General features: G+C 36.4%; 17 protein-coding genes, 1 tRNA gene and 1 pseudogene. 16 read left to right on the top strand and 3 right to left on the bottom strand.

The window, feature by feature from the left end; translation table 11 throughout:
• Positions 1-1031: 1031 nt before the first annotated feature.
• Positions 1032-1316, top strand: coding sequence for a CD3324 family protein (locus tag ACQKNZ_RS13510; RefSeq protein ID WP_427660126.1), 285 nt, complete (start codon positions 1032-1034; stop codon positions 1314-1316).
• A 154-nt stretch (positions 1317-1470) separates the two neighbouring features.
• Positions 1471-2601 carry a serine hydrolase domain-containing protein gene (locus ACQKNZ_RS13505; RefSeq protein ID WP_427660124.1) on the top strand — a complete coding sequence of 377 codons (1131 nt, stop codon included), beginning with the start codon at positions 1471-1473 and terminating at the stop codon, positions 2599-2601.
• A gap of 231 nt (positions 2602-2832) precedes the next feature.
• On the opposite strand, the gene ACQKNZ_RS13500 is transcribed toward ACQKNZ_RS13505, so the two are convergent.
• Positions 2833-4071, bottom strand: coding sequence for an IS110 family transposase (locus tag ACQKNZ_RS13500; RefSeq protein ID WP_427660122.1), 1239 nt, complete (start codon positions 4069-4071; stop codon positions 2833-2835).
• Between the two features lie 297 nt (positions 4072-4368).
• Between ACQKNZ_RS13500 and ACQKNZ_RS13495 the strand changes: the two genes are divergently transcribed.
• The 6 genes from ACQKNZ_RS13495 to ACQKNZ_RS13470 all read left to right on the top strand — a co-directional run bounded on the left by ACQKNZ_RS13495 (position 4369) and on the right by ACQKNZ_RS13470 (position 7382).
• The gene (locus tag ACQKNZ_RS13495; protein ID WP_144541839.1) at positions 4369-4560 is read left to right on the top strand and encodes a hypothetical protein; all 192 of its coding nucleotides are present in this window, start codon (positions 4369-4371) and stop codon (positions 4558-4560) included.
• A gap of 140 nt (positions 4561-4700) precedes the next feature.
• On the top strand, positions 4701-5105 hold the full coding sequence (locus ACQKNZ_RS13490) for a hypothetical protein (RefSeq protein WP_427660120.1): 405 nt from the start codon (positions 4701-4703) through the stop codon (positions 5103-5105).
• A 466-nt stretch (positions 5106-5571) separates the two neighbouring features.
• Complete coding sequence (locus tag ACQKNZ_RS13485) at positions 5572-5829, top strand: hypothetical protein (protein ID WP_427660118.1); 258 nt, start codon at positions 5572-5574, stop codon at positions 5827-5829.
• Positions 5830-5979: 150 nt separating this feature from the next.
• The gene (locus ACQKNZ_RS13480) at positions 5980-6540 is read left to right on the top strand and encodes a hypothetical protein (protein ID WP_427660116.1); all 561 of its coding nucleotides are present in this window, start codon (positions 5980-5982) and stop codon (positions 6538-6540) included.
• Between the two features lie 204 nt (positions 6541-6744).
• A complete protein-coding gene (locus ACQKNZ_RS13475) occupies positions 6745-7059 on the top strand; it encodes a hypothetical protein (protein WP_427660114.1) in 315 nt (104 codons plus the stop codon).
• Between the two features lie 167 nt (positions 7060-7226).
• Positions 7227-7382: a hypothetical protein gene (locus ACQKNZ_RS13470; RefSeq protein WP_191963868.1), complete on the top strand. Its 156-nt coding sequence runs from the start codon at positions 7227-7229 to the stop codon at positions 7380-7382.
• Between the two features lie 256 nt (positions 7383-7638).
• Here the strand turns inward: ACQKNZ_RS13470 and ACQKNZ_RS13465 are convergent.
• Positions 7639-7711, bottom strand: a tRNA-Val gene (locus ACQKNZ_RS13465).
• Between the two features lie 175 nt (positions 7712-7886).
• Here ACQKNZ_RS13465 and ACQKNZ_RS13460 point away from each other — a divergent pair.
• Complete coding sequence (locus ACQKNZ_RS13460) at positions 7887-8942, top strand: nitric oxide synthase oxygenase (protein WP_427660112.1); 1056 nt, start codon at positions 7887-7889, stop codon at positions 8940-8942.
• A 567-nt stretch (positions 8943-9509) separates the two neighbouring features.
• Positions 9510-9788 carry a hypothetical protein gene (locus tag ACQKNZ_RS13455; protein WP_427660110.1) on the top strand — a complete coding sequence of 93 codons (279 nt, stop codon included), beginning with the start codon at positions 9510-9512 and terminating at the stop codon, positions 9786-9788.
• Between the two features lie 151 nt (positions 9789-9939).
• Here ACQKNZ_RS13455 and ACQKNZ_RS13450 read toward each other — a convergent pair whose 3' ends face one another.
• Positions 9940-11139 carry a CynX/NimT family MFS transporter gene (locus ACQKNZ_RS13450; RefSeq protein WP_229654093.1) on the bottom strand — a complete coding sequence of 400 codons (1200 nt, stop codon included), beginning with the start codon at positions 11137-11139 and terminating at the stop codon, positions 9940-9942.
• 262 nt (positions 11140-11401) lie between these two features.
• Here ACQKNZ_RS13450 and ACQKNZ_RS13445 point away from each other — a divergent pair, with 262 nt between their 5' ends.
• The 6 genes and pseudogenes from ACQKNZ_RS13445 to mutL all read left to right on the top strand — a co-directional run bounded on the left by ACQKNZ_RS13445 (position 11402) and on the right by mutL (position 19818).
• Positions 11402-12193 carry an ABC transporter ATP-binding protein gene (locus tag ACQKNZ_RS13445; RefSeq protein ID WP_151110277.1) on the top strand — a complete coding sequence of 264 codons (792 nt, stop codon included), beginning with the start codon at positions 11402-11404 and terminating at the stop codon, positions 12191-12193.
• The gene (locus tag ACQKNZ_RS13440) at positions 12190-13827 is read left to right on the top strand and encodes a hypothetical protein (RefSeq protein WP_427660107.1); all 1638 of its coding nucleotides are present in this window, start codon (positions 12190-12192) and stop codon (positions 13825-13827) included. The genes ACQKNZ_RS13445 and ACQKNZ_RS13440 overlap by 4 nt, the downstream gene beginning before the upstream one ends.
• 1 nt (position 13828) lies before the next feature.
• A pseudogene (locus ACQKNZ_RS13435) lies at positions 13829-14355 on the top strand (nucleotidyltransferase family protein).
• A 136-nt stretch (positions 14356-14491) separates the two neighbouring features.
• Positions 14492-15031, top strand: coding sequence for an outer spore coat protein CotE (gene cotE / locus ACQKNZ_RS13430; RefSeq protein ID WP_144541801.1), 540 nt, complete (start codon positions 14492-14494; stop codon positions 15029-15031).
• A gap of 360 nt (positions 15032-15391) precedes the next feature.
• Positions 15392-17971: a DNA mismatch repair protein MutS gene (gene mutS / locus ACQKNZ_RS13425; RefSeq protein WP_427660104.1), complete on the top strand. Its 2580-nt coding sequence runs from the start codon at positions 15392-15394 to the stop codon at positions 17969-17971.
• A gap of 23 nt (positions 17972-17994) precedes the next feature.
• Positions 17995-19818, top strand: coding sequence for a DNA mismatch repair endonuclease MutL (gene mutL, locus ACQKNZ_RS13420; protein ID WP_427660102.1), 1824 nt, complete (start codon positions 17995-17997; stop codon positions 19816-19818).
• Positions 19819-19824 lie beyond the last annotated feature (6 nt).

The following is a 19824-nucleotide window of genomic DNA, read 5'->3' as shown; positions in this document are numbered from 1 at the left end:
AGGTTTTTGGAGGGCTATTTGTCATGCATAAAATAGTATATCATAAGATTAATAATAATTTTAGAGAAAAATATTGACATCCTATTAGCTGGTTTGGCAAAATATGGCCATCATTCGATGGTCTATTTTTATGTCCAAAACATTAAGTTGATCCCAGATACGCATTGTGAAATGTTACACTTAAACTAACGCAGCAGGTTAGTTGAAGATCAATGTTTAACTTGTGTTCAACAATCGGGCCAGATTCTGAAATAAAACTTAATAAAAAAATTCGATATTTATGTTAAAGTAGAAAGGTTATTATAAATTATACTTAAACGTAATGCAGGGTAGCTAAGAATTAGTGAGTATATTATAGAAACGGTAAGGAGTAAATTTTCATTATGGATAAAAAGGATTTCTTAATAGGTTTTTTAACAGTTTTCGTGATATCTCTCACTTATAATATAATGAGCAGTATACAACTATCGAATATATGGATACTTAATCTATGTATTAATTTGATTGTCAGTGTTGTAGTGTTTTTTATTTTTACACGTATCTGGAGTTATTTTAAAAAGGAAAAATTTTTCAGCTAAAGGGCTCATTTTTTGAGTAAGAAGGCGTCTTTTTGTATAGACAACACAATTGATGGATTGAGTTTATAATGATTTGTAAAAAAAGATTGTGAAGTATTGTACTTAAAGTAACGGGTGCTTTAGTAAAGATCATAGGGTTGCTTAGGCAACTCTTTTTATTTATTGACTATGGAGACAGTTTAGTTTAGTGGAACAACAAGATGTTAAAGACTAAAACAACTTATAATAGTAACGAATGAAGGGATTTGTTTTTGTACATGATTTGAAAATAATTGATATAATAAGGAGTTAAACTAAGACAGAATCGTAGGGAAAAGTAAGCTAAAATACAAGGAGGATTGATTGTATGAGGAGGAATATTATTTTTGCATAGCAAAGGCTATTGCATAATAATATAAATAAAAATAGCCTTTGCTATTCCTAAAAGAAATATTAACATTTAGGAGTGCAAAAATGAGCTATAAAAATGCAAAGAATCTTCTACCGGCTGAGTTGATAGAGTTAATACAAAATTATGTTGATGGTGAACATATTTATATCCCACTAAGAGAAGATAATAAAAAGTGTTGGGGATCCAATACTTCTACTAGAAGAGAATTGGATTTAAGAAATTCTAATATTTATTACGATTATCTATCTGGAATGGATATGACTATTTTAAGTGGAAAATATTATTTGTCATTCAAGAGTATTCAAAGAATTGTATTAAATGAAAAAAGAAAAAGAATAAACTTTTGAATAAAGCCAATGTGTTTTTTTACACATTGGCTTATTTTCTTTTATGAAATAAGTATGAGGTATTTTAAGGAATATAAGTCAGATATAATCTAATCTAATCACCTCTTAAAAATGAAGAGTTGTGAAAACAATTTTATGAATAAAGGAGACAAGTATGAAACAAACAAAATACAAACTAAACCAAATAACAGATTATATTAATGAACTTATCAATAATCAACAGGGAGTTGGATTGAGCGTTGCAATAGTTAAAGACTCAGAAATTATTTGTTCTAAAGGCTTTGGACACGCTCAGATTCAGCCTTTAAACCAACCAATTGATGGAGAAACATTAATGAGCATTCAAAGTATTTCAAAGAATTTTATGGCACTTTCGATAATGCAACTTGTTGAAAAGAACCTGATTTCATTGGATGATGCTGTTGTTAAATATTTACCATACTTCAGAACCAATAATAAACAACAAAGTGATACAATCACGATACGGCATCTTTTATCTCATACGGCTGGTTTTCCGTCTAATTTAGGAATTGCAAATATGATAGCTCCGAATGTAAGAGAAATTTTTTCTGATACACCTACTGAGTTTCAAGAAGCATTAGACTATTACAATCTTACAGATGATGAGATTAGAAGTGTACAAAGCAGAGAAGATGTAACGAAATGGTTCCAAAAAGTTGAATTGGAGTATCCAGTGGGAGAGGGATGGAATTATTGTACAGATTCGTATGTAATACTGGCAGATTTGTTCGAAAAAGTGACAGGTTCCAATTGGGAAAACCATCTTAGAAATGAAATCCTTACTCCCTTAAATATGGAACGGACAACTAGCGATTCAGATAAAGTTGAAGGAGATTTAAATAGTGCAAGATATTACTTGGGCGAAAATAAAATAGAAACACCTTTTCCAAAAAACTCAATTTCAGCTCCAATTGGTTATTTGTATTCATCGGCAAATGATTTAGGGAAATATTTAGCATTTCACTTAAATAAAGAGCCGATTATTTTACGTACAGATTTAGTCGAAGAAATGCAGAATCCTATTCATCCTGTCAGTGAGGAATGGCGGTTCGGAAGTGAAGTCAGAAGCTACGGACTTGCATGGTTTACTGACGTGTATAGAGGGTTCAAAGTTGTAGAACATAATGGCGGTCAAATGGCTGTAAGGTCTCTGATGGCAATGGTTCCTGAGCTTAACTTGGGGGTAGTTGTCTTACTCAATTTTGACGGGACCGCTCATCATGATATTTGTGACAAGGTTATAGACGTATTCATTGATTCCTAACATAAGAAAATAATTTATACTCGACTGAATACAAATCGACTATAACCGTTTTCTTTCGATTAAACCAGCTAAGAAAAGCGGATTCTTATTCAACTAAACCAGCTAATAGTTTGTCAATATTTTTCACTAAAAAAATTATTAACCTCATGATATACTAAAAAAATACATGCCAAATAACCTTCCTCTAAATCACTTTTGGAAGGTTTTGGTGAATTAATATTAATACAGTTTCTATGCTATATCCTGGAAAGTAGTTCTGTTTTTTAGTAAGGCATAAATCCAGTGTAAGAGCTTATTTACACAGGCAATAATGGCTACCCTAAAGGGTTTTCCTTCTTCTCGTTTCTTGTAGTAAAATTCTCTCAGTCTTTTATTTCGAGGAATGATTTCATCCGTTGTCTTCTTTTTTCTTGCATCTCGAATGCCACTTTGAATAGCCATATACAGGGCGTGACGCAGTCTACTGGAACCCCGTTTGGTAATTCTGTTAATCGATGCAGTAAATTTACCCGAAGAATAAACACTAGGATCGACTCCTGCGAATGCAACGAGTTTTTTGGCGGCGTCAAACCGATCTATCTCTCCAATCTCCGAAATAATCGTTGCAGCGATTTTTTCTCCGATTCCAGGGATAGATTGGAGTATTTTATATTCTTCTATCTTTTTTGCGAGTGAATCTATTTCATTTGATAGCTTTGACAGATGCTTTTGATATTGCAAAACAATATTTATTAACATCTCCAGATTAAAAATATGGCTTTGGTACTGGTTATGTGGAAACGGGTTTCGAAGAGCGGCCTCTCTTAATTTCTGTGCTCTTTCATTTGCCCATTTCTCCGAACGACTGTTACAGAGGGAAGATATCTTCTCAGTCAATTCTTTTTCATCGACACTTAATACGCTTTCGGATGTTGGAAATGCGAGTAAGGTAAGTAATGATACCTTAGAGTAGAGACTTCCAAATACACCTCTAAATTCAGGGAATACCTGATCTATTAAGGAATGAAGCTGTAACTTGGTTTTAGCTGCCATTTCCGCAATACTTTCTTGTTGTCTTGTTAAATTACGAAGATTTAATAGTTGTATTCCTCTCTTTTTATATGGTTCTAATTCTTCTTTATAATAAAGTTCACAAAGATGATAAGCATCGATCGCATCCGTTTTTACCTTTCGTAAACTAGAGCTTTTGGCTCTATGGGAAATAAGGGGATTGATCACTATATAAACATAGTTTTGTTCCTCTAAAAACTGGATAACTGGAGTATGGTAGTGTCCAGTTGATTCTAATACGACCGAAGGGTGATAACCGCCAGAAGCTATTTCTATTTCTTGAAGAAAATCAAGAAAAGCCTTCAATCCTTCCAAGTTATGTTGAATACTAAAGCTCTTTCTATAGGGTTTGCCTTTATCTAAAAATGCTTGAACCTGACTCTCTCCTTTAGCTACATCAAGACCCACAACTGGGTTCATACGTAAATCTTCTCCTAGTAATATAAAATTAGTCGGTATCCCCTAAGGCTTCTTGTAATGTCATAGGTTCGCTTGTTAAACGGGATCAATGTCCCGACCAGCCTGAAACATGCTTATACAAGTAGGGGGTGAACAGTTTAGCTGACGGGGTCTAGTCCCACGGGTGCGACGTTCTACCCCGACTACCGTTATAATAAGACCAATTAGAAAAAGGTCAACCAGAAAAATCTGGCTAACCTTATATTACGAAAGGGGCTTTAGAAGAGTTCTAAAGCATATCAAATGAGGAGGTTGGAAATGAAAAAAAATACTAGGTTTTTCGAAGAATATAACATTAGTAGCGTAATTATTTTTTATGGAATTGTTTTGCTTTACACCTTGTGGATTGGTATAGAGATAGATGTAAAAAAAATATTTACAATTCTAGTTTTCACAATTATTTTTTGGTTAGCAAATAGTTTGCAATCATCCAAATCACCCCAAAAGTAATTTATTTTTGCAATATTATATATATTTTTGAAATAAACAAGCGGCTGCCTGTAATGGTAGCTTTTTCTTATTGAACTAACGAAGCAGTTTAGTTGAATAAGGATTTATGTCGATTGTCATTAGAAAAGGAGAAAAATCATATGTTTGACATAATCTATGCATTAATTGGGCTAATCATTTGCACCTCTATAGTAATCTTTTTTGTGAAAAAAAAACGGGGGCATAAAGATTTTTATTTTAGTGTTATTACAGTAACCTTTTTTGGAATCCTATGTTTGATTCTTATAATTTGGAATACAGAGGATTATATTGCCATTAAAAATAAGGACTTTCAAACAGTGAGTGGTCAATGTTTCGTAACAGAATTTGAATCAACGGGTAGAACAACTAACCATCAACTTCACGTAGAAATTAATGGTCTTGTTGTTTTTGGAGAGTTTGATGATTTTAGTGATGTTAGACAAGGGACCTATCCTTGCACTGTAAAATATATCGAGAAAACTCGTACACTGTTTAGTATCAAGCTAAATTCCACTAACAAGTAAATTTGGATAAAAATTGATGTGAATTGAATAATATAAAAAAAGTCTTAGTGAACATTTCGCCCATTACTTGAATTAGATGAAAAGGTGCTTGTTCAACTCCCATGAAAATTAAAAAATTCTCAAAATATACAAAAATGCATAACAAAAGAGACTCAGAATAAGCTTTTTTAAAAAAGCTGAGCCTTTAGAGTGGTTATATTAAGTTGAAAGTTAAATCAGGAATCAACTCCATTCTTCTTATAATAAAGGCATGGCTGGTGCAGTAACCAGAATAGGATTAATCTCCCATGAGTGCTACTAGTGTAGAGTGCGACAGTCTGTGATGCACCGTGGTCGTTGGAGTCAGACTAACGGATGGGCTCAATGGCACCATAGTTGATCGACCTTCTTCGCCAGCCATAGTATCCTATACCCGTTTTTCACATTTTCATTCTCTCTGGTGTAGCGCTGGTTTTGAGCTACATGGATGGCTAACGGGTGCTTTAGAAAACAGGGCTATCAGGTAAGACAGCCTTTATCCACAAATGAAGGGAAAAAAGTGTTGCAAGCAGCACTTTTAAAATTTTCTTCCTTTGTCGCCAAACCAGTAGATAGAACCCATGATAAAACAGAAAACAAAGAATATCAAGGCGAAAAACGCCATAACGACAAGACCCAAACTCATACCTCCTTTTCTCAGCAATCGTTATTAGTATTATATTTCATCTTTCGGAATTATATTTAAATTATGTTAACCGTGATTAAGAAGGGGAAAAGGACAAGTTTGTGAAATAATGTACTTAAACTAATGAGTGCTTTACTTCAATAAGGTATAAAGACTACTTAGAGGCAGTTTTACTGAATGTCGAAAAATAATCTGAATAGGGGGATGGAATTGAAAACACAATATTTTGTTCAATACTCCAATGATAGTATAATTAATCGTTTTGTCATCCCAAAAGAAACGTTTACATCTATTAGTATTGGAATTAGAAATGTAGGAACCGATTTTATTTTTCCATTGGTTCAAAATATGTTTAGCTTTCCTATTTTCTTTGTTTTGGAAAATGATATTTTTGAACAAGGGAAGAGTATCATTTCGGAAAGGAATATCCCTTCATATAAATTCTCTTCTAACGGTTTTATTATCAAAATCGAGTCTGTTGATACATTGGAAGCAATCTGTGACATATCAGTTGATTTAGCTTTGAATGGTATAAGCGTGTTTATTTTCTTCGGACAAGGGCTTTATGAGGAAGATTTAGTTCCATTGACTCAATGGAATAAACCTATTGAATTTAAAAACCTTGATTTTCAAAAGGTCGAAACATTTATTGATGTAAGCGAGGTTGGAACTACTATATTTAGCAGGAATAATAAGTTCAACTCACCCAGAAAAGTTTCATACTTTATATCAGCATCCTACTTTCTCGATATAGAGAACAGTGACATATAAGTACAAATGATTGATTATTATATTTGTGCTAACTAGGTGCTTTGGCTAAATATGGCCATCACTTCGATGGTCTACTTTTTGTCCAAATCATAAGTTGATCTCAGAATATGCATTGTGAAATGTTACACTTAAACTAAAGGGGCAGGTTTGTTGAAGAAGGTAATTATAGATAAATGGCGAATAAATAAATTTGGAGGCGATTTTTTGAAGAAGGTAATTATAGGATTATGTATAGTTATAACCACTGGACTTATCCTCTTTATCGTACAAGATGAATTTATAGGGAACGAGAATGCAAATAGTATTGATGAAATGTTTTCTGGTCAAATTTTTGATGATGCACAAGAGAAATTTACTGTGCATGCTATGGGGTTAAGTCCAGAAGAAAAAGTCTTTACAGTTAGAATTGAAAGAACACAATACAAAGAACAAGCAGAGGAATACTTTAGAGACATTTTAGATCGTGATATGAAAAGTTATGAACTTGAGGTATTTGCTGATGATTTAACTTTACAATAAAGAGATTTGTGAAAATATACTTAAAGTAACGAGGTGCTTTACTTCAAGAAGGAGTAACGCCTTTTTTCTTATTGATCTAAATGGGCAGCTTAGTTGAACAATGATAAACAACTACAAAGGAGTGAAAATATATGATTACTGCTTCTCTACTCATAGGAGGGTTTTTAATGCCTATCTTGTGTGTTATATTTTGTTTAAATTTGGTTTCTATATTGAAAAAGGTAAAACACGAAGAAAAAACTACAGTCAATACTTTTTGGCTTACAATATCGTTTACTCTGATTATGTGGAGCATTGCAATATTAGCGGCAGCAGGCAAGTAAAAAAGATACCAATATAAAATGAGCTTGGAGATACATCTTCCAGCTCATTTTTTATATGCACTTTAAATTAGAAATTACCAAAGCAAAGATTTAAAAGGAATATATAATAATTTCCTATGTATTAATAAGATTTATGATTATTTCACTTAGATTTTAACCCCGTTTTAACCCCAACAATAAAAAATGACATAATCTTAATGAAAATAAAAAAACCACAAACCCTTTAAGAACAAGGGTTGTGGCTACTATTAATTGATGGTCCCGACTGGTCTCGAACCAGCGACCCCCACCTTGTCGAGGTGGTGCTCTCCCAACTGAGCTACAAGACCGGAATTTATAAAGTTAAATTGATTTTAACATATTTGAGAGTTGGCGGTATATAGTTTTTTTTCTGGTTCTTTTGAATGGGTGTCATAAAATCCTCACATATAAACCAAATGGGGTACTTGTTTGTGGCTGCTGACTTCCACTAAGATGGAAGAGATAGTGGGAGGGAATAAGATCATGTTAAATGAAGCGCAGGATTTTATGAGACTTTATTATTCAGAAACAGGTAAAGAGGAACAAGAGTTGGTTGCTCGCCTGAAAGAAATAGAAGAAGAGATCAATCGTGATGGTACTTACGTACATACAGCGGAAGAGTTGGATTTCGGTGCTAAAGTAGCGTGGCGCAATAGTAATAAATGTATAGGTCGTTTGTTTTGGCAAAGTCTAACGGTCATAGATAAGCGAGAGTTACATAAAGAAGAAGATATTTTAAAGAGCCTACTTGACCATATTCAATACGCTACAAACGAAGGAAGAATCAGGCCGACAATTTCGATTTTTTCTCCTAGTGATGTTCGTATTTGGAATCATCAGCTAATACGTTATGCAGGGTATGAAACGGAGGCAGGGGTCATTGGAGACCCTGACTCTCTAGCTTTTACGAAAGTATGTGAGGAGCTTGGGTGGAAAGGGAAAGGCACGAAATTTGATGTACTTCCACTAGTGATTCAAGTGAAGGATCAGCCTGCAAGGTTTTTTGACATTCCAGAATCTTATATATTAGAGGTTTCCATCCGCCATCCAGAAATGGAGTGGTTTCAAGACCTACAGCTAAAATGGTATGCCGTTCCGATGATTTCCAGCATGAAGCTAGAGATTGGTGGAATTAACTACGTAGCTGCTCCATTTAACGGATGGTATATGGGTACAGAAATAGGTGCTAGGAATCTTGCAGATGATTATCGTTATAACATGTTACCAAGGATTGCTGAGCAAATGGGCTTGAACACTAAGTCAAACGCTTCACTTTGGAAGGATCGCGCATTAGTTGAGTTGAATGCTGCCGTTTTATATTCCTTTAAGGAGGATGGGGTCAGTATTGTTGATCATCATACTGCGGCACATCAGTTTAAAAAGTTCGAGGAAATAGAAAGAGATGCAGGTAGAGATGTCAGCGGAAACTGGACTTGGCTTATCCCACCTATGTCACCTGCTACTACACATATTTTCCATAAGCCCTATAACAATGAAAAGTTAACACCGAATTATTCCTATCAGCCAAATCCGTATTAATCATGGATTATTCAGGAATGGAAAGACCATCAATGATAAGATTGATGGTCTTTTGTTATTGGAGAAATTAGGGGGCATTTTGTTGTGTCAACAAATAAAGAAGAGGGTTATGAGATACAACTGTTGAATAAGTTTTTATAGGTAAGTTAATTTCATAAATAGCACTTTGCCAATTAAAAACGAACATTTCTTACTTGTTCCTTATAGCGGAGGGCTGTAGTAATGCATCAGAATGCTCGCGAAAACGACGGTGACCGTTTTCCGCTCACCCCACGGAATGCTTCAGCCTATAGCGGAAAACTATAAAATTATATTATTAGAAAAGAATAAATTTATTTATAGATTGTTCGATTTCAAATCAATAGGAATTATGAAAAATACCATAAACAAAATTTTACTTTATGATGGGTTCATTAAAATTATTCATGAAGGAATGTGAAACAGATTTTCCGAGCAATGTTGAATTTGTAGAAAAGTATTTGAAAGCTAATATTGTAAGGCAGATCGTGAATAACAAGTCTTCAAAATTAGCCACGACAATTCTAAAAGATAGATAGGAGTAGTAATATGACTAAAGATAAAATGAAGGGCTTTGTTAGTCTAGGGGCCTTATTAAGTATTTTCGGGTTAATAATGATATTTTCCAGTGTGCATTTTGGTACTTCCTTAGCGGATCATTGGCTTTCAAAAGAGGGAGGGGCAGATACAGAGATATACTTAATGAGAATCTCGGGCTATACAAATAATTTTTTAGCTACTGGGAGTATACTTTTGGGTATTGGCCTTGTCACAATTATGTATTTTTATTATAAAATATTAAATTATAATGAAAAAAACAATGAATAATTTTCTATGTAACGTCTTGGTTTAACGAATAAATATAGCGACATATCGAGGTTTTCTTTATAAGTTACCCAAGTATTTTTAACTTTCTTCATTAAAAAATTTGAAGGGCATCATTCCATTAAGAAATGATGCCCTTCAATATACTCGTTTGTTAAGCCTCTGATACAAATCTATTTCTACCAGCATGCATTCCGGCAGAAAATAGGAGAATAGCAGTCACGATGAATAAAATCATAGGAGTATTCCAGCTTCCTGTCGTATCGTGAACAAAGCCAAAGAAGACAGGGCCAATAGCAGCGAGTAAATATCCAATTGACTGGGCAACACCGGATAAATCAGCAGCCTCCATTGGTGTTCTGGATCGAAGAGAGAAGAACATCATAACTAGCCCAAAGGATGCCCCTCCACCTAATCCTAGGAATACCATCCAGAGTATTGCAAGTGATAGACTTCCGTATAATAACCCTGTGAAACCAATTAAATAGCAAATTGTATACACTGCTACTAGAATTCGCTGATCCTTCATTCTACCTGCGAGTATCGGAATTAGAAAGGTCATTGGAAGCTGTGAGAATTGCATGATAGATAGCATCCAGCCTGACTTCTCTGCTTCCATTCCTTGTGTCTGCAATATTTCAGGAATCCATGCAGCGGTTGTGTAAAAAATAAGCGATTGGAAACCCATACATAAGGTAATTGACCAGGTTAGTGGAGATTTTAAGATAGATTTAGCCTTCACTGGATTGGTGTCCGGTCCTTCTGTGACAAGCTGTTGCTTTTTCTTAATTTGTGGTATCCAAACTAAACAGGCAACGATAGCTAAAATAGACCAAAAACCAAGGGCTCCCTGCCATCCAAACGAAGTTCCTTCTGCGATAGGATAGCTAATGCCGGCACCGATGCCAGCTGATAGATTCATAGAAACCGTGAAGATACCTGTGAGTAACCCAATCTGTAATGGGAATTTTAGCTTGATGAAGCTAGGGATCAATACATTTGCAAATGCAATTGCTACTCCTACCAAGGCAGTTCCGAATAATAAGAAAAATGGAGTGCCGATGGAGCGAATTGCAATTCCTACCGCCAGTAGCAATATGGCAAGAAACAATGTCATTTCCATTCCTAACCGACGTGCTACTCTAGGAGCAAATGGGGAGATGATGGCAAAGGCAAGCAATGGGATAGTAGTGATAAACCCTGCTAATACATTAGAAATGTCCAAGCCTTCCCTAATATAAGAAATGATTGGACCAACTGCAGTAAGTGGGGCCCGCAGTGTTGAGGAAATAAAAATTATCCCTATGATTAATAACGTGATTGTTTTTTTATTAGATTCTGGAGTAGTCAACAATTCGAATTCTCTCCTTACACCTTCTGTACTTTCATTCTAGCAAATCCTACACTCTTTAACTGAAAAATTCAACAGTAATACAAATAAAATATAAGTAAGAAAATTGGACATCAAACACTATTATCTATATGCTACACTATAAATGTAAATATTTTGAATAATTACATTCTATTATACTAGGAAACACTGAAATAGATAGTTACAGAAAATAGTTCTTTTCATAACGTAACTACTATAGATATATAAATAAAGGGGGAGTTAGATGGAACCACAAAAAATTTTATCATTAGTAAATGTTTCCAAAAGCTTTGGGAACAAGCAGGTTCTAAGCGGGATAAACTTAGATGTCTACGAGGGACAGATCATCGGATATATTGGACCGAATGGAGCAGGTAAAAGTACTACAGTGAAGCTAATACTTGGTTTAATCGAAGGTTATTCAGGGATGATTGAGATTTTTGGGGAAAATATACACAAAAGTGATTATACATATAAAAAACGGATTGGCTATGTCCCAGAAACTGCGGAGCTTTATGAAAACCTGACAGCCTTTGAGTTTCTAATTTTTACTGGTGAAATGTATGGACTAACGAGCGAGAAAGCCGAGGAAAAAGCCTTTTCTCTCATGAAAGAATTTGGTCTAGAAGGTGCTTTTCATCAAAGGCTTTCCTCTTTTTCAAAAGGGATGAAGCAGAAGGTATTAATCATTTCTAGCCTGTTGCATGACCCTGATCTTTTGTTTTACGATGAGCCACTTAGTGGCTTAGATGCCAACAGTGTCATGGTTATTAAAGAGATTCTTGCAAAACTTGCTGAGCAAGGCAAAACAATTTTCTATTCCTCTCATATTATGGACGTCGTAGAAAAAATCAGTAATCGAATCGTGCTATTGGTGAACGGGGAGGTAGTAGCAGATGGAAGCTTTGAAGAGCTAAAACAGCAAAGTCAGGAGGGCTCACTGGAGGGGATTTTTAATCAATTGACTGGGTTTACTGAGCATGAAGAGATAGCAGAACGTTTTGTACAAACAGTAAGCGAGGGGAAAAGGCTATGAAGGATTTTGCATCGCTAAGAGTGCTAGATCGCTTTAGTACAGTTTTTCTCAAGCTGGATATTGATTATGACATGATGAGAAGGATCTTGCAGCTTAAGCTGACGATGGATAGTCGTAGAATGCCTCCTATTTTCAATGGCTCTAAAGTAAAAAAAGATGGAAATCAATTTCTAAAATCTTTATGGATTTATGGACTTTTTGGACTTATCCTGTTGACCCCATTTCTTTTTTTAGGAAATAGCTTTCTTTTTTCTTTTACTATTATGTTCAGCACGCTGTTTCTTATCTTAATGACTTCTATGATTTCCGACTTTTCTGCAGTACTTTTAGATATCCGAGATAAGAATATCTTACAGCCGAAGCCAATTAGCAATAGAACGATCAATGCTGCTAAGACCATGCATATTTTGATTTATATTGTTTTATTGACCGGCTCCTTTGTTGCTATTCCATTGGTAGTTAGTATATTTAAGTTTGGTATACTGTTTGCACTTTTATTTTTGCTTGAAATTATTTTAATAAGTTGTTTGACGGTCATTTTTACAGCTTTTGTTTATCTATTTATCCTACGCTTCTTTAGTGGAGAATTCCTAAAGGATGTTATTAATTACGTTCAAATTTTCCTAGCAATTGGTATGACTGTCAGCTATCAGTTAATAGCACGTATATTTGACATCGTAAATTTAGATATTGGCTATAGCTTCGCATGGTGGCATTTATTCCTCCCACCTTTTTGGTATGCTGCACCTTTGGAGCTGTTTTTTAATGGCAATGATGCTTTTTATACGATTGTTTTCAGCGTGCTTGCAATTATCATACCTATTTTTGCTGTTTTACTTTACGTGCGACTCATGCCTGCCTTTGAAAACTACCTAGCCAAATTACAGAGCGATTCAAATAGAAGAAAGAAAAAGGCTCGAAGATTGACTACCTTTTGGTCTAAGGTATTGTGCAGAACGAGTGAAGAGAAGGTTTTTTATAGATTTTCCTCCATTATGTTAAAGGAAGAAAGGGAATTGAAGCTAAAAATTTATCCATTGCTAGGTTTTGCAGTTGTTTTCCCATTTATTATGCTTTTCAATAACTTGAGGTTTAGCAGTTATGAGGAAGTAGCGAGTGGAAATTCGTTTATGGTGATCTATTTTGCGCTAATCTTTGTTCCTTCGGTAATTCCAATGCTTGAGTTTTCTAACTACTATAAGGCCCATTGGATTTTTTACGTAGCACCGATTCCTACTAGAGCTACTGTATATAGTGCAACCTTGAAGGCTACTATTATTAACTATTTTATGCCTATATTAATTCCTTTAAGTATAGTTTTCCTTTGGATTTTTTCCTTCCGAATATGGTTGGACATAATCATAGCTTTGCTAGTTGCAGTAGGACTAACAATAGTTTCCTACTGGATATTCATCAAAGATCCTTTTCCATTTTCCAATACACCGAAGCAAGCTCAGGATAATTCGATGATTAAAGTGTTTGGGTCAATGTTTTTAGTTGGTGTCATGGCATTTGTTCATATGATAGTTACTATAGTTAGCCTCGAGTGGTTATACATTTTAGTGCTTATAATTAGTATTTCCATAGGATGGAAGCTGACATTTTATAGTAGAAAACAGAAAGTAGATGCATAGAATGGATATTCATACAGAGCAACAAATTACAGCTTTAATCGAGGCTGATGCTTGGATGATGAATTTATTGAGAGTTGTAAAGAATTTGAAGCTTCCGGATTGGTGGATATGTGCTGGATTTGTACGCTCCAAAATATGGGATACATTGCATAATTATGAGGCAAGAACTCCACTAGCAGATATTGATGTTATTTATTTTGACTCTAGTTGTCTAGATGAGGAAATGGAGAAAAGGATAGAGCAGAAGTTATTCGCTATCAGGCCAGAATGCATGAAGTTAATAATCTCCCTCCCTATAAGTCTGCGACAGACGGGATAGCCAATTTTCCAGAAACGATGACGGCTCTGGGCGTAAAACTAGAGGGGGATAAGTTAATTTTAACTGCTCCCCATGGAGTGGATGACGTCCTCCAGATGCATGTAAGACCAATTCCTAGATTTAATGCAAGCAGCGACCTTAAAGCGATTTATGAAAGACGTATGATGAATAAAAACTGGAAAGCTATTTGGCCAAAGGTCGATGTATAACTAATGTCGAATACTCATGAGAAATGAAAAAATTTGTAGTTCTTTCCCTTTTTGTCTACACAACATCTTAAAACTGATGAACCGATTGGGCAAACGGTGCATATGATGTTATGACTTGAATACAAGGAGGAAGAACATGAAATATTTGCGACATATCGTGACGAAGGCAGTTGTTGCTAAAGGTAAGAAGAGAACGGAATCTTGTGAAACGCTTCGACCACCAAACACACCTTCTAGCATTTTAGGATGCTGGGTTATCAATCATACTTATCAATCCAAAAAACATGGGAAATTTGTAGAAGTAACAGGAAAATTTGATATCAATGTGTGGTATGCCCACCACGATCACTCCAAAACATCGGTATTTACTGAGACAGTGAACTATAAAGACCGCATCAAACTAAGCTTCAGAGATAAAGACTCTACTGGTGAAGAAGTGCATGTGCGTGTTATCCAGCAACCAAACTGCACAGAGGCTATCATTGTCAATGGTCAATTCCAAGTAACTGTAGAGAGAGAATTGCTTGCTGAGGTCGTTGGAGAAACAACTGTTTGTATACAAGTGTATGATGAAGACTTCGAGGAAGAATGGTCCTATGAAGATGAAAGCTCATCTAGTTCTTCCAGCTCTTCATCCAGCTCATCTGAAGACTTCCACGATTCGTCCTCTCTTTAATAAGCCGGCGCAGTCCGGCTTTTTTTTATGGGGTAAAATAGTATATATTTTTTCCTAATTGGTTGTAGAGACAGATATGGAGATATGAAAGTGTAAGCTTTTGTCTAGTCTAGCTTCCTACCTAAGGTCATTTTAAATGAGGGGAATCCAACTGTACTTGCAAAGGTTAATACTTTTTAGGATTGTAATAGCGGGAATGTGTATCCGTTCTTAAGGAAGGTCAATGAAAGAGGATGGCGTATGCACCTCTTTAGCAATGTAAATTTTCCAACATAAAACAAATAAAAGAGCTCGCATTATGTCTGCTTCATTTATTTAATTTGTTATAATAGGTGTAGTAACAATGAGAAGAGGTTAACAATGACTACAATTACTCCAATGATGCAACAATACTTAAAGATTAAAGAAGACTACATAGATGCTTTTTTGTTTTTTCGTCTCGGCGATTTTTATGAACTCTTTCATGATGATGCGATTAAAGCAGCATCTATTTTGGAAATTACTTTAACAAGCAGGAAGGACGGCATTCCGATGTGTGGGGTGCCACACCATGCAGCTCAGAGCTATATTGAAACCTTGATCACAAAAGGGTATAAGGTGGCAATCTGTGAGCAGGTGGAGGATCCGAAAGTAGCAAAAGGGGTGGTAAAACGAGAGGTTGTACAACTCGTGACTCCAGGCACTCTAATGGAAGGGAAGTCGCTACATAATAAAACGAATTATTTTATTGCATCTGCTGATTTACTGTCTACAGATGAAATCGTCTTCTCCTATCTAGACGTATCTACTGGTGATGGGTTTACTACTATTATAAAAGGCGACGAAAAGGAAGTAGTTCAGCAGCTATTAGCATTGCAAGCAAAGGAACTGATTGTAAGCGAGCAAATGTATTTAGTAATCAATGAATTATCCTCGATTCACAATTTTGTACTGTCTATCGAGCAGGAGGAGCTGACAGATGAAGAAGCAGAAAAGTATGTCAAGGATCATCCGGTTTCTACACATCGTACCATCAAAAGATTACTAAAATACATACAAAAAACACAAAAGAGATCGCTTTTACACATTCAGCCCTTAACTTTCCAAGAAAGAGAAGCATTCCTAGCGATGGATTACCATTCCAAGCGCAATCTAGAACTTGTATCCTCTATCCGAAATGGAGATCAAAAGGGAACATTATTATGGTTGCTCGATGAGACAGTCACAGCAATGGGTGGAAGAAAATTAAAACAATGGATTCATCAGCCACTTGCCACTAAGCAGGCAATTGAATCTCGACTTGATATCGTCACAAGCTTCTTAGATGATTTCATGCTTAGAGAGGAAATTAAAGAACTGTTTAAAGAGGTATACGACTTAGAGCGTTTGGTCGGAAGAATAGGATTTGGAAGTGCAGGGGGTAGAGATCTTGCCCAGCTAAGACAGTCTCTTTCTAAAATCCCGCAGATTAAACAGCTGTTATTGGAAACGCAGGACGAAACGTTACAGCGTTTGGGAGAAGCAATTGAGGATTGTCAGGATATATGGAGAAAACTTGCAGATGCAATTAGCGATCAACCACCGATTTCCGTGAAAGACGGAGGGGTTATTAAAAACGGCTATAACGAACGTTTAGACCAGCTTCGAGATGCTTCTGTTAACGGGAAAAAGTGGATAGCAGAGCTCGAGCAAAGAGAGCGTGAAATCACGGGAGCAAAAAATTTAAAAATAGGCTATAACAGAGTGTTTGGATATTATATCGAGCTGACCAAATCGAATATCCATTATGCAGATGAATCTAGATATGTCCGGAAACAGACACTGGCAAATGCGGAACGGTACATAACGGACGAGCTGAAAGAGAAGGAATCTCTTATTCTATCTGCGGAGGACGAAAGCTTAGTGCTTGAATACGAACTTTTCACCGAGCTCCGAGAGGAAATTAAACATTATATTCCGCTTGTTCAAAAGCTGGCCAAACAAATTAGTGAGCTAGATGTGTATATTTCCTTTGCAGAAGTTGCTGAAAAACATCGTCTGACGAGACCTGTCTTTCATAATTCGAAAGCTATGATTATCAAAGAGGGCAGACATCCAGTTGTAGAGAAAATGATGAACAACCAATTATATGTCCCTAATGACTGTGTGCTCACTGAAGAAGAAAATATGATGCTAATTACTGGACCTAATATGTCTGGTAAGAGTACTTTTATGAGACAGGTGGCAATAACTGTCATTATGGCACAAATCGGTTGCTATGTACCAGCTAAATCAGCAGAATTGCCGATAGTAGATAAAATATTTACACGAATCGGAGCTGCAGATGACCTTGCTGGTGGTCAAAGTACTTTTATGATTGAAATGATGGAATCGCAACATGCCATTGTCAATGCAACAAGCAATAGTCTTCTTCTATTTGATGAAATTGGTCGAGGAACGTCCACATATGACGGCATGAGCCTTGCACAGGCGATGATGGAGTATATTCATAATCATATTGGGGCAAATACGTTATTTTCTACCCATTACCATGAGCTGACGGAACTTGAGCAAACATTGTCCCATCTTCGAAATGTTCATGTAGCTGCTACGGAGAAGGATGGTAAGGTCGTATTTCTTCATAAGCTACAGGATGGGCCAGCAGATAAAAGCTATGGTATTCATGTGGCAGAGCTTGCGATGCTTCCGGAAGGAATTATCTCCAGAGCTCGGGAAATTCTTGATACCTTCGAGCAGCAGGACAAAAAGGAATCAAAAAAGGAGAATGAGGCAAATACTCAGCTATCATTTTTTGATGAGTTGCCTACCCCATCAACAGCTACTAAAATAGTTGAAGCGAAAACATCAGACAACGAAACAACAGAAAAAATAGTAAAAAGGCTTAAAAAGGTTAACATTTCGGGTACTACACCTTTAGAGGCTCTTCAATTATTATATGAACTGCAAAATGAGCTAGATTAAAACATAATAGGTGGTGAGCAACAATGGGGAAGATCGTCGTAATGGAAGAGCTTTTATCCAATAAAATAGCGGCGGGGGAAGTAGTGGAGCGTCCTGCCTCCGTCGTGAAGGAATTAGTGGAGAATGCCATTGATGCAGAAAGCACCTCCATTGAAATCATGCTACAAGAAGCAGGACTAGCAGAAATACAAGTAACCGACAACGGAAAAGGTATGGATGAAGAGGATGCTCTTCGTTCCTTTTCCAGACATGCCACTTCTAAAATAATGACTGAGCATGATTTGTTCCGTATTCGCACCCTAGGTTTTCGTGGGGAGGCACTTGCTAGTATTGCCTCTGTATCTAAAATCCTTCTATGGACATCGAATGGGGAAAACATCGGTACAAAGGTGGAATTAGAAGGCGGGAAGATTCAATCTTGTACCCCGGCTCCCATTCGCCGAGGGACTGATATCGTTGTGAAGCAGTTGTTCTTTAACACACCAGCACGACTTAAATATTTGAAAACTATTCAAACGGAGCTAGGTCATACTATCGATCTTATTAATAGGCTAGCACTTAGCTTTCCTAAAATAGCTTTTAAGCTTTCACACAACGACCAAACGATCCTACAAACTAGTGGCCGCGGAGATTTGAGACAGGTTCTTGCCTCGATCTACGGAGTGTCCAATGCTAGAAAAATGATTAAATTTGAGGCAGAGTCCTCTGATTTTAAAATTTCCGGATATGGTACGCTTCCGGAGGTTACGAGAGCATCTAAAAACTATATGACGATTCTTGTCAATGGCCGTTGGGTAAAGCATTACGGGCTGAACAATGCAATTGTAGAGGCGTATCATACCTTACTCCCAATAGGTCGTTATCCGATTGTCGTATTGAACATAGAAACAGATCCAATGCTAACGGATGTGAATGTTCATCCAGCGAAGCATCAAGTCCGGCTGAGTAAGGAAAAGGAACTGATGGAGCTTGTGAAGAAGACCATCCGTTCTGTTATGCATCGCTCTCAGCAGCCACCGGAGATTAAAGAAAAACCCGTAAGGCCAAAGCCACAGCCTAGCTACCAGTTTGACTTTTTTAAACAAACCTACGAGTCGGTAAAGCCTCCTCAGAATGAGGAGCAAGATACTACGACTCCTATAGCTACTTCTACTCCATTAGGCCCTGAAGACACCAATTGGGGAGGAACCCCTAAGGTCTATGAGGAATCGTCTCCTCTTACGGAAGAAGTATACCCAGAAGAAATCATAGAACAAAAAGAGCCGTTTCCAGATCTTCATGTGGTTGGTCAAATCCATGGTACATATATTGTGGCGCAAAGTCAGGATGGGTTTTACTTGATTGACCAGCATGCGGCTCAAGAACGCGTCAAATACGAGTATTATAAAGAAAAGGTAGGAGAGGTTGATGCAACTGAGCGCCAAGCGCTTTTATTGCCACTCACATTCCACTACTCTTTAGATGAATCCTATCGTATTAAGGAATCTTTGGAGGAGCTACACAAAGTAGGGATATTCTTAGAGGAATTTGGTTCTTCCAGCTTTGTTGTCAGAGACCATCCAGCTTGGTTTCCTAAGGGGCATGAAACGAAAATTATCGAAGGACTGATCGAGCAAGTATTGACGAACCGAAAAACAGATATTAAAAAGCTTCGGGAAGAAGCTGCGATCATGATGAGCTGTAAGCTCTCGATTAAAGCAAACCATTATTTAACTTTACATGACATGGAGCAGTTGCTAGTCAGCCTTAAAAATGCAAAGCATCCACTGACTTGTCCGCACGGTAGACCAGTCATTGTCCATTTTTCTACGTATGAAATTGAAAAGATGTTCAAAAGAGTAATGTAGGAGGGG

Origin of the sequence: Psychrobacillus sp. NPDC093200 (assembly GCF_050280345.1) — a bacterium.
Taxonomy (GTDB): Bacteria; Bacillota; Bacilli; order Bacillales_A; family Planococcaceae; genus Psychrobacillus; species Psychrobacillus faecigallinarum.
The sequence above is the reverse complement of the archived record's forward strand: the minus strand, read 5'-3'. Positions and strand labels throughout refer to the sequence as shown.

Coding starts and splice junctions, on each gene's coding strand:
- ACQKNZ_RS13495 (WP_144541839.1), top strand. CDS start 4,369: ATGAAAAAAAATACTAGGTTTTTCGAAGAATATAACATTAGTAGCGTA.
- ACQKNZ_RS13485 (WP_427660118.1), top strand. CDS start 5,572: ATGGCTAACGGGTGCTTTAGAAAACAGGGCTATCAGGTAAGACAGCCT.
- ACQKNZ_RS13505 (WP_427660124.1), top strand. CDS start 1,471: ATGAAACAAACAAAATACAAACTAAACCAAATAACAGATTATATTAAT.
- mutS (WP_427660104.1), top strand. CDS start 15,392: ATGACTACAATTACTCCAATGATGCAACAATACTTAAAGATTAAAGAA.
- ACQKNZ_RS13460 (WP_427660112.1), top strand. CDS start 7,887: ATGTTAAATGAAGCGCAGGATTTTATGAGACTTTATTATTCAGAAACA.
- ACQKNZ_RS13510 (WP_427660126.1), top strand. CDS start 1,032: ATGAGCTATAAAAATGCAAAGAATCTTCTACCGGCTGAGTTGATAGAG.
- ACQKNZ_RS13500 (WP_427660122.1), bottom strand. CDS start 4,071: ATGAACCCAGTTGTGGGTCTTGATGTAGCTAAAGGAGAGAGTCAGGTT.
- ACQKNZ_RS13470 (WP_191963868.1), top strand. CDS start 7,227: ATGCCTATCTTGTGTGTTATATTTTGTTTAAATTTGGTTTCTATATTG.
- ACQKNZ_RS13440 (WP_427660107.1), top strand. CDS start 12,190: ATGAAGGATTTTGCATCGCTAAGAGTGCTAGATCGCTTTAGTACAGTT.
- mutL (WP_427660102.1), top strand. CDS start 17,995: ATGGGGAAGATCGTCGTAATGGAAGAGCTTTTATCCAATAAAATAGCG.
- ACQKNZ_RS13445 (WP_151110277.1), top strand. CDS start 11,402: ATGGAACCACAAAAAATTTTATCATTAGTAAATGTTTCCAAAAGCTTT.
- ACQKNZ_RS13455 (WP_427660110.1), top strand. CDS start 9,510: ATGACTAAAGATAAAATGAAGGGCTTTGTTAGTCTAGGGGCCTTATTA.
- cotE (WP_144541801.1), top strand. CDS start 14,492: ATGAAATATTTGCGACATATCGTGACGAAGGCAGTTGTTGCTAAAGGT.
- ACQKNZ_RS13490 (WP_427660120.1), top strand. CDS start 4,701: ATGTTTGACATAATCTATGCATTAATTGGGCTAATCATTTGCACCTCT.